Here is an 8,737-nt window from a genome sequence, read left to right on the forward strand (position 1 = left end):
GGAAATATGAAAACAACTCTAAGGGTAGATATCACGGCAGGCGATATCTGTGACGGTTTTATTTATAACGAGCTTGAGGGTAAGGGCTTATTTGGGCTCGCTGGCAAACTTACTATTCAGCCTGAATACCAAAGAAACTACATATATGCGGAAGAGGGTGGAAGGCGAGAGGCAGCTGTTATTGAATCTATGCTTAAAGGATATCCATTGGGACTGATTTACTTTAATAAGATTGCTGACAACAAGCTTGAAGTACTAGATGGGCAGCAGCGTATTACGAGCATTGGTAGGTTCATTACAAATAAGTTTGCAATCAAGGACAGTAATGGGATGGAGCAGTACTTTAGCGGATTGGCTCAAGATAAGAAAGAGTTAATTAAAGCTACAAAATTATTAATTTATGAATGCGAGGGGCAGGAAAGCGAAATTAAAGAGTGGTTTAAAACCATTAATATCGCTGGAGTTCCACTTAATGAGCAGGAGTTATTAAACGCTGTTTACTCAGGTAAATTTATTACTCGTGCAAAAGAAGAGTTCAGCAATAGTCAAAACGCTAATATTCAAAAATGGGCTGCTTACATAAAAGGCAGCGTTATTAGGCAGGAGTTTTTGGAGTGCGCACTGGGCTGGGTAAGCAAGGGGAATATCGGTGACTATATGAGTCGCCATCGTAATGACGATAATATTAAGGAGCTATCGACTTACTTTAATACTGTAATTGATTGGGTTTCAACAGTATTTATTGATGTAGAAAGTGAGATGCGAGGAGTTGAGTGGGGCCGGCTTTATGAGACTTATCACAAGTCTTCTTATAACCCCGCGGATATTTCCGATAAGGTAAAAACTCTTTATGGTGATTCATACATCAAGAACCGAAAGGGAGTCTTTGAATTTATTTTAGGCGGCTCAATTGATACAAAACTATTAGAAGTTCGAGTCTTTGATGAAGCCACTAAAAAATCTGTTTATCACTTACAGACAGACGAAGCTAAATCTAAAGATGAATCGAACTGTCCCCATTGTGTAATGGGGCATGATGCCAATAAAAAGAAGATCTGGGCACTTTCAGACATGGACGCTGATCATGTATCTGCTTGGAGTAAGGGTGGTGGCACAAACATAGAAAATTGTCAGATGTTGTGCAAGACTCATAATCGGGCAAAGGGAAATCGCTAGGCGGTCGCCCAAACCCTAATCTGAATTTAAGCTTGTAGGCGTCCCGTAACTAGACGCCCAACTTGCAAAACTTTCGATATCTCTTTCCAGTCAATACAACCCTGAGTTCGCGTAAAACAATCTCATTGTTAAGGGGTGAGCTAACCCTCTTCAAGCGAGCCAATAGTCGTCAATGGCAATGCCGCTTCAAGTTACCCAGTGGGCAATGGCATACAGCCTCTACTGCTACAGAAGATGTATCTCTAGCCGAAACCCAAGCTATCGCCATTTACGAAGCTGTCAAAATCAAAATAGGCTCAGGTTTATCGGCAGTCACTAAAACCTTTAAGCAAGTAGCTTTGGATGAAATTGCCAATATGGCACAAGCCACCCACAACAAGACTGGTAAACGCGCTTATCGTGACTACGCCTTTGCTATTAACAAGTATTTGATTCCATTCTTTGGGCAATATGAAGTTGGCAAGATCACAGTAGAGATGCTGGGTGATTTTGAGAGTTGGCGAATTAGCGAGATGGGCAAGATTCCCATGGCGAGCACTAAGCGTAATCACGCCAGCGCCTATATCCGTGTAATCAACCTAGCTAGAGATCGTGGATATATTGGGCATAACCAGTTAGTGCCGCTATTAGATAGCAAAGGCAAGCGTAGCCTGCCCCGCCCTGCTTTTACTGCCGAAGAAATAAAGGAGTTACTAAGCTATACGGAGACTTGGCAAAAGAGTTCTTATACCGACAGAACGGCCATGATGCGAACACTATGCTCTTTCTATATCGAGTTTTTAGTCAATACAGGTGTTCGTCATGGAACAGAAGCATTGCCTCTGCGCTGGAAGCATTTGCAATGGCACTGGATTGGTAATAAGAAATATTTGAGGATTTGGGTGTCAGGCAAGACGGGCCCACGCTATTTAATCGCTAAGAATAGAGTGATCAAGGTTTTGGAAGGAATTTTGAAGTGGCAAGAGTTGCCGTATTCGGGATTAAATGCGGTGATTGAGGCTAAGGTTGATAGATTGATATTTCGTTTGCCAACGGGTGAACAAATTAGCAATATGGAAAACATCTTTCGCAACTTAATGGTTCGCAGCAATATGCGTTTAGATGGCAGTGGTCAAGCTAGAACGCTGTATAGTCTGCGCCATACTTATGCCACATTTACTCTAGCTAGCGGTGTTGATATACACACATTAGCCAGGCAAATGGGCACCAGTGTTGGCATGATTGAGCGTCATTACAGCAAGCTAACCCCTATGATGAATGCTGAGAAGTTGGCTTAACCCAAAGAAGTAACAACGTTGCCTGTATAGCAAGGTAATAGCGTTACTTCGGCGCCAGCAAGATTAATAAACGGATTGCGTTTTTTAAGCTGTTGACCAAACCAAGCTAGCTTGGCGTTAGCACGGTAAGCCCCTTTAAATTTACGGATACTGTCTGAGCCGTTTACTAATTCAATGATGCCGCTAAAGGTAGCGCCACGATACTTGGCGTTTTTAACTTCAATTGCAAAAACGTCTTGTACACGTTGTAACTTGCTTACCTGAGCTTTGGATGATGTATGAGGAATAGTTTTATTTGATAAGTTTTTCATTTTTAAATCCTTTATTAAATTAATTGATTTCATGGTTGTTCTAGCGTCTAGTTAATAGACGCTAGAGGTATTTCTTTTAATGACTTGTTTTAGACGACTAAGAACTTGAATCGTGGTTTGTTGCTTGTGCTTGGGGTTGGTGGAAGAATTGCGCCCATGCGTGAGAGCAAAAGAATCTCATCAAGCTTGGCGAAATATTTTCGTAAGTCACCAAAGTGCTCGATTTGTTCCAGGTAGTGCAATACTTGCGCATCAGGAAGATTGACCCCTTCTACCCCTAGTAATTTTTGAGCTCTGGGCAATACTTGACGGGCAGTTAACGCTGGGAAAGAAATCTCATCGCAGCGTGAACGCAAGCTTTTATGAACGCTCAATGGATTGTTGGTGGTAATGATCACCATCAACTTATCTGAATGTTTGTCCATAGCAGTCCAAAGTTCGTTGACATTGCACGCTACATTGTCAAATTCATGAAATACCATGAAGTATTTCTTGTGCCCACAAAGATCAGCAACGCTGCATGAGTTTGCGATGTAGCCACCTAAGTCACTTCTTTTGAGGATTGACTCAAAGTCAGTGTCTATTTGTGCATCGCTGCCGCTGATATATTGAGGCAATAAGTCTGCAACACTGGTTTTGCCTGTCCCGTTTGGGCCCCAGAGCAATAAATTACCTTCAAGTTGCCCTGACATGTATGCCTGGATGCGAATTCTGACGGCCTCATTGGGGTAAATCACTTCGCCTAGATTGGTGGGTTTATATTTGTCTGCAGTTTTCACTCTTGACTCCTTATTGGTATTGGTAAGTGGGGTGACAGTGAGTGCCACCCCTTTGATTGCTACTTAGGCTGCTTTTAGTAAGCGTTCTTCGTTTGCTGCAATAGCGCTATTTGCAAGCAAGTCAGAAGCTTCTTTGCTTAAGGCTTTGCTTTCTGCGTTAGCTTCTGCTTTGCTACGGGCCATTCTGATTAAGCAAGCGTTATAGAACGCAGCATTAATGTCAGAGATTGCCCCAACGATGGATAGCATGCCGTCTGGATCTGGCTTGGCTAGGAGCAATGCATATTCCCCACTGACACCTGGCATTGGCAACTTTGCTAATGGCGTTACTGTTGCTTGCTCGATGCTTGCTTTGACTTGCGCTTGTGCTACGGCTAAGTCCGCTTTACGCTGTAGTGCTTCTTCTGAAACAATCATGCGTTTGCGAACTTCTTCAATGCCCCCTTGCTCAACAATCCAGTTGGGCAAATTGGCTGCGGGGATCTCGTAAGAAATTGCTGCTTTGAGCACATAGGTATAACCATGCGCACGCTTACGATCGCTACCAAACACAAAACGCACGAACATAGTGAGTGTTGTGGTGTTACGCTGAACGCGAACCCCTTCTGCAGTCAAGCGAGCAGATAGGTCGTTGCGTAGGGTCTTTTTATCGCTATCGTCAGCATCAACGAATTTGCTTTTGAAGACTTCTAAGCAATTTGCTAACAGGCTATACAAGCCCTCGTTTGCCTTTTTGTAGTCAGTAGATTCCCACTGTTTGCGTTGGCTGACTAGGCCGTCTAACTGAGAAATCAGCGCATTTGCATATGCGAGATTTACCGTTGTTGGTTGAAATGCTAGTTTTGCTGTTGTGATTGCTTGTGCCATATGTCCTCCTGTATAAGAAATGGCGTTAAAAATGCTGCGCTGCGGAATGCAATGCAGCAATCGTGAAACACGGGTTTTGCGAATTACTTCATTTGTTAAAGAGCGGTGATGTGAATCACGATATGAAGGATTAAAACAGTCGTAACACTAAATGGACGTTTATTAAACAAAGTGTTATAAATTACCCATGACAAGCACAAAATCACGGTTTTATAAGGGCCTGCGGGGCTTTACGCGATCAGACGCTGAGGTATTGGCTAACGATGCAGAGGACTCTATCTATCGTTGGTGGTGGGAGTATTTGCGCCTTAGCCCCGTATTTTGGTTTGCAAGAGAGACGGGGCATGCATTGGTTGATGCACAAATGGCCAAGACTTATGAGTTGGCTGGAAATCTCAAAACCAGTAACTTCCGACGGTGGTGGGAAGAAACGGGTGTGAATGTATTTGCCGAAGCAAAACGTCCAGGCAAGGTCATTACATTGGACCTGGAAAATCTAAATGAACATCCTTTTAAAGAAAAGGCTTTTTACTTAGAAATTCCTTTAACTATTCGTAAGGAAACTATTCTCAAGCAAGTTAGAGAAGTCTTGAGTGTGCTGCATGATGGTAGAGACTTAGATGTGACAGCAACAGCGAATGCACCATTTAAGTTACACACAAAAAGGTATCGATTACGTGTGATTGAGCTGGAGTACTGGGTACTTTTATATCGACTACTTTATGAGGATATTAAGGTTTGGCAAATTGGCGATAGATTACAACTGGCGCCACACTTGAAAGTCAGAACTTCGGAAAGAAGAGTTGAAGCTAGAGATAAGAGGTTCAATCAGCTGAACAGCCTAACAGGTCGATATCTATACAAAGCCCGATTTACATTGGCTAATGTAGAGCGCAGATCATTTCCCAATGGCAGCAAAATTATTGCCGCAGATGACTTTATGCCTTTTGGTGAAAAATACCATCAAGATTATTTGGCTGCGATTGGTAAGGTTGATGATGCGCAATCATCATGGAAAATGTGGCTACAAGATGAATACTCAGTATCTTTAAAGTATGAGATTGCAAGGCGAAACAGACTTACAGATCAACTGAAATTACCTGGAAGCAAGACCAGGCAAAAGTTTCCTGACTTTATTGCTGGTAAAACAGACTTACTAGATTAACTCGACTGCGTTTCTCTTCATATCATCGTTTGCATCGAGATACTTCATCGTTACTGCGATGGAGCGATGTCCAGCCAAGCTGGCAAGTATTCGCACGCCAATACCCTTGTTTGCGAGGGAGGTCAAAAATGATCTTCTTCCTGAATGGCTGCTAGCCCCCGAAATTCCCGCAGCGCGATAAACCCAAAAGAACCACTGACATAGACTGTTTGCTGAAAATCCTAGGCGATTGGCGCTATGAAAGAAGGGTAAGTGCGGTAAACGTGCAAAGCGTGTTGTTAGATAGCTTTGTAGTTCTGCTTGTAATTTGGCTGGAATGAATACAGTTCTTGGGTGGCCGCCCTTAGTTTGCGCTCCGCTTAAACGAATTTCATTTTTAATCGTGCCATCTTCATTAACCACATCTGCCATTTTGAGCGAAGCTATTTCGCCCACCCGCATGCCAGACCAAAAACTAGTAAGAATTAATGCACGATCGCGCTGAGCGTATTTTTTTGTTGAGACATAACGCAATACTTGATCAAGTTCTGCAGTGGTAAAAGTTTTTGCTTGAGCCATTTTGTTGTTCCTTATTTAAATAAAAAGCATGCTTAAGTGTGTTTTCTTTTGTGAAAAAGGTCGACCGAAATTTAGGCAAAATAGACCTTCCTAAAATCAATGACTTAAAGAAAACTACACTTTTCTTTGGTGCTTTTTTAAGCATGTATTTAGTCTGTAAAACCGTGGTTCCCATGAAGATCGTGGGATTTAGACGACAGACTGTAAATAACCCCTCAAATCCAGCTTGTATGCGGTTTGCGTAGCGTCCAGCAACTAGACGCTGTGATGTCACAAGATCGTTGTGTATAGGCGTTTTTTGAGGGGTGTAGTTAATGCGTTAAGTTAAATCAACGTTTGCAGCAATAAACACAGGTTTATTTGCGCCCGTTGATTTGCAGTTATGAACATTTAAAGTCCATTCATCAATTGTTTGATTTGAGGGATCATCGATTTTTATGAATAACTCACGTGTACTTGGGGAATACACGCTATAGCCATCTGCTCGCTCTTTTGACTTTGTTAATGGGTCGTAATGAACTAACCAAGAAAAGAGCATGTCGTCTTCTTGAGCAATGCCTGAATTTGTTAATTGACTTGTTGCTTCAATTTGCTTATCCGATTTTGCTTGAGCTTCCCACTCTAGATAAGAAAAGTAATCCACTAGATATTTCTGATTTGGGTTATGTAATTCCACTGATCCATTAAAGACAGCCCGCCTAAATAGACCCTTGCCAAAGGTTGTATTGAATTTTTCATTGATAAAACCTCTAACCGCTATTTCTCTCATATCGTTCTCCTTATTCAAATTGATTGAGTTCTCGCAAAGTTGCCAGTTACCTGTTGTGCTGGTTACTGAGGGGGTAGAGATCAAAAGATCGTTGCAAGGAGTTCAGTTGCAGATCTCAAAAGAGAAGTTGCAGGTGCAGTCGCAAGTCAGAGTTACTCATTTGCCACCCTAGTAACCCCTTTGCAACTAACTCATTACGCGACTACTTTCATTTCTTGCGACCACACTTTGTAACCATGCAACTCGCAAAAGTATTTAGTCCGCACAAAGAAAACCCCTAAATTTCCTGGCAAAAATGAGGTGATTTATGGATAAACGCAAAAAGAGGTCGACCAAACTTAATGATCGAAAACAAACTAACTATGCCCATTAACAAACAAGGAGAAAACAATGAGCGCATTAAGTAACTTAAAACTCGTAGCAGTTAAAAAACCAACCCATATGCCTGCAATCGTGATTCGCAGGAATAAGCTTTCTAGCAAGCTGTGGGAGCAGATCCAGCTAGCTAAGAGCCAAATGGATGGGACGCCCTTTGTCGTGACAAAATTCAAAACTATTAAAGACAAAGAAACAGGTTTACGTAAGCAGGTAGAAATGCCAAAGCGATTAAAGCCTTGGTGGTTCCAATCGGAGCAAGGCAAAGTCTGTGTATCTGTGAAATATGGAAGTTGGACTATTGAGCTTGCAAAAGGCAAGCCAAGCGTTGAAGTTGCTAGTGGCCCTGAGCTAGTTAAAGCACTTGAGTCCATTAAGTCAGCAGTAGAGGCTGGCGAGCTCGATGCTCAAATTGAAACGGCTAGCGCTAGTTTGCGTAGCGGTTTTAAGCGATAGAAGCATAAGCGTCCAGCAACTAGACGCTGGACGCTAAATATCTACATGAAAAAATTTCATGTGGGCGGCAAATGAAGATCACAGAAGTCACAACCCCAACGCCAGAGCAACAGCGAATTAAGGCTATGCAAGCGCAGGTCAAGCGTGCCCAAGAAGCAGTGAAAGCTGAGCGAGCTAGGCAGAAGATTGCTGCAGGGCAGAAACAGCTGGCAGCCTTATAAGGCTATTTATTTTTGAGTAGATCCTTAAGGTCGCTCAGGGCTATTTTGCTTTGTTGTTCCTGAATGCTCCAATAGTCATCGAAAGACATTAAAACGTCGTCACTCTCGTTTTCTTTTAGCTCTTCGGCGACTTCTTCAAGCTCATATTCGCTGACTACTCTGTAGTTATAGGTATCTAGCCTCTCTTCACTACTACAAATGGCACCATCTTTAAAGGCAATATACCTAGCGCCAATAAAGTACTCATTTTCATGCTCGTAGACCATCCCAATGATTACATTTGGATCTAATTTGACGGCATGGCTAAGTATGTAATCTTGAAATTTATAAGGCGGATTGCCACAGGTTTCAAACCGAAGATCATCCTCACCAAATTCTTCGGCTAAGCAAATCCAGTCTGCGCCAATTTCCTCTTCACCAAGTTCTGCTTTATCATTTGCTCTGCCATAGAGCACTTTTCCAACACTTGTGTAGTCGTACAGGGCATCATTTTCCTCATGCTGGCGCTCAAGGCGTTCTTGCATCTCTTTTGCTAGCCAAGTAATTTTTTCGTTACCAATTAATGTAATGAGGTTTTTTACTGCATCGCGCATAACCGAATCCTTTCGGGAGAGGGGTGTTTGGCTAAACTATATCCCAGCCAACCCCCAATAGCACAGAGGATTCCTATATCTCAGCCAGTTGCGCACCGTCCCGCAGGATAAAAACATCCGCACCTACCGTAGAGCCAAGCAAAATCAAGCAGAGTCAGCCACAGTCAGCCCATTTAGCAAGCCCATTCCC

The 8,737-nt window shown here is 42.6% G+C and carries 10 protein-coding genes and 1 pseudogene; 5 read left to right on the top strand and 6 right to left on the bottom strand.

Features of this window, described 5'->3' with window-relative positions; genetic code table 11:
* Positions 1-6: 6 nt before the first annotated feature.
* On the top strand, positions 7-1,176 hold the full coding sequence (locus B7X71_RS02065) for a DUF262 domain-containing protein (protein WP_293597099.1): 1,170 nt from the start codon (positions 7-9) through the stop codon (positions 1,174-1,176).
* Positions 1,177-1,238: 62 nt separating this feature from the next.
* Positions 1,239-2,453, top strand: coding sequence for a tyrosine-type recombinase/integrase (locus B7X71_RS02070; RefSeq protein WP_293597100.1), 1,215 nt, complete (start codon positions 1,239-1,241; stop codon positions 2,451-2,453).
* On the opposite strand, the gene B7X71_RS02075 is transcribed toward B7X71_RS02070, so the two are convergent.
* The 3 genes from B7X71_RS02075 to B7X71_RS02085 all read right to left on the bottom strand — a co-directional run bounded on the left by B7X71_RS02075 (position 2,450) and on the right by B7X71_RS02085 (position 4,410).
* A complete protein-coding gene (locus B7X71_RS02075; RefSeq protein WP_293600147.1) occupies positions 2,450-2,764 on the bottom strand; it encodes a hypothetical protein in 315 nt (104 codons plus the stop codon). The genes B7X71_RS02070 and B7X71_RS02075 overlap by 4 nt on opposite strands.
* Positions 2,765-2,853: 89 nt before the next feature.
* On the bottom strand, positions 2,854-3,543 hold the full coding sequence (locus B7X71_RS02080) for an AAA family ATPase (protein ID WP_293597102.1): 690 nt from the start codon (positions 3,541-3,543) through the stop codon (positions 2,854-2,856).
* Between the two features lie 63 nt (positions 3,544-3,606).
* Positions 3,607-4,410, bottom strand: coding sequence for a hypothetical protein (locus tag B7X71_RS02085; RefSeq protein WP_293597103.1), 804 nt, complete (start codon positions 4,408-4,410; stop codon positions 3,607-3,609).
* Between the two features lie 187 nt (positions 4,411-4,597).
* Here B7X71_RS02085 and B7X71_RS02090 point away from each other — a divergent pair, with 187 nt between their 5' ends.
* The gene (locus B7X71_RS02090) at positions 4,598-5,575 is read left to right on the top strand and encodes a hypothetical protein (protein WP_293597104.1); all 978 of its coding nucleotides are present in this window, start codon (positions 4,598-4,600) and stop codon (positions 5,573-5,575) included.
* Here the strand turns inward: B7X71_RS02090 and B7X71_RS02095 are convergent.
* Both B7X71_RS02095 and B7X71_RS02100 read right to left on the bottom strand, forming a co-directional pair.
* On the bottom strand, positions 5,567-6,133 hold the full coding sequence (locus B7X71_RS02095) for a site-specific integrase (RefSeq protein WP_293597105.1): 567 nt from the start codon (positions 6,131-6,133) through the stop codon (positions 5,567-5,569). The two genes, B7X71_RS02090 and B7X71_RS02095, sit on opposite strands and share 9 nt — an antisense overlap.
* Positions 6,134-6,452: 319 nt before the next feature.
* Complete coding sequence (locus B7X71_RS02100; protein ID WP_293597106.1) at positions 6,453-6,902, bottom strand: hypothetical protein; 450 nt, start codon at positions 6,900-6,902, stop codon at positions 6,453-6,455.
* Positions 6,903-7,289: 387 nt separating this feature from the next.
* Here B7X71_RS02100 and B7X71_RS02105 point away from each other — a divergent pair.
* Positions 7,290-7,733: pseudogene (locus B7X71_RS02105) on the top strand (DUF6641 family protein); the annotation flags it as partial.
* Positions 7,734-7,804: 71 nt separating this feature from the next.
* Entirely contained in the window at positions 7,805-7,954 is a 150-nt protein-coding gene (locus B7X71_RS02110; protein WP_293597107.1) for a hypothetical protein, read from the top strand.
* Between the two features lie 2 nt (positions 7,955-7,956).
* Here B7X71_RS02110 and B7X71_RS02115 read toward each other — a convergent pair whose 3' ends face one another.
* Positions 7,957-8,547, bottom strand: coding sequence for a hypothetical protein (locus B7X71_RS02115; RefSeq protein WP_293597108.1), 591 nt, complete (start codon positions 8,545-8,547; stop codon positions 7,957-7,959).
* Positions 8,548-8,737: the final 190 nt, after the last annotated feature.

This window comes from Polynucleobacter sp. 39-46-10 (assembly GCF_002282275.1).

Bases quoted from the DNA above. Each gene is read 5' to 3' on its own strand.
- B7X71_RS02065 (WP_293597099.1), top strand. From the start codon at position 7: ATGAAAACAACTCTAAGGGTAGATATCACGGCAGGCGATATCTGTGAC.
- B7X71_RS02075 (WP_293600147.1), bottom strand. From the start codon at position 2,764: ATGAAAAACTTATCAAATAAAACTATTCCTCATACATCATCCAAAGCT.
- B7X71_RS02085 (WP_293597103.1), bottom strand. From the start codon at position 4,410: ATGGCACAAGCAATCACAACAGCAAAACTAGCATTTCAACCAACAACG.
- B7X71_RS02090 (WP_293597104.1), top strand. From the start codon at position 4,598: ATGACAAGCACAAAATCACGGTTTTATAAGGGCCTGCGGGGCTTTACG.
- B7X71_RS02095 (WP_293597105.1), bottom strand. From the start codon at position 6,133: ATGGCTCAAGCAAAAACTTTTACCACTGCAGAACTTGATCAAGTATTG.
- B7X71_RS02100 (WP_293597106.1), bottom strand. From the start codon at position 6,902: ATGAGAGAAATAGCGGTTAGAGGTTTTATCAATGAAAAATTCAATACA.
- B7X71_RS02110 (WP_293597107.1), top strand. From the start codon at position 7,805: ATGAAGATCACAGAAGTCACAACCCCAACGCCAGAGCAACAGCGAATT.
- B7X71_RS02115 (WP_293597108.1), bottom strand. From the start codon at position 8,547: ATGCGCGATGCAGTAAAAAACCTCATTACATTAATTGGTAACGAAAAA.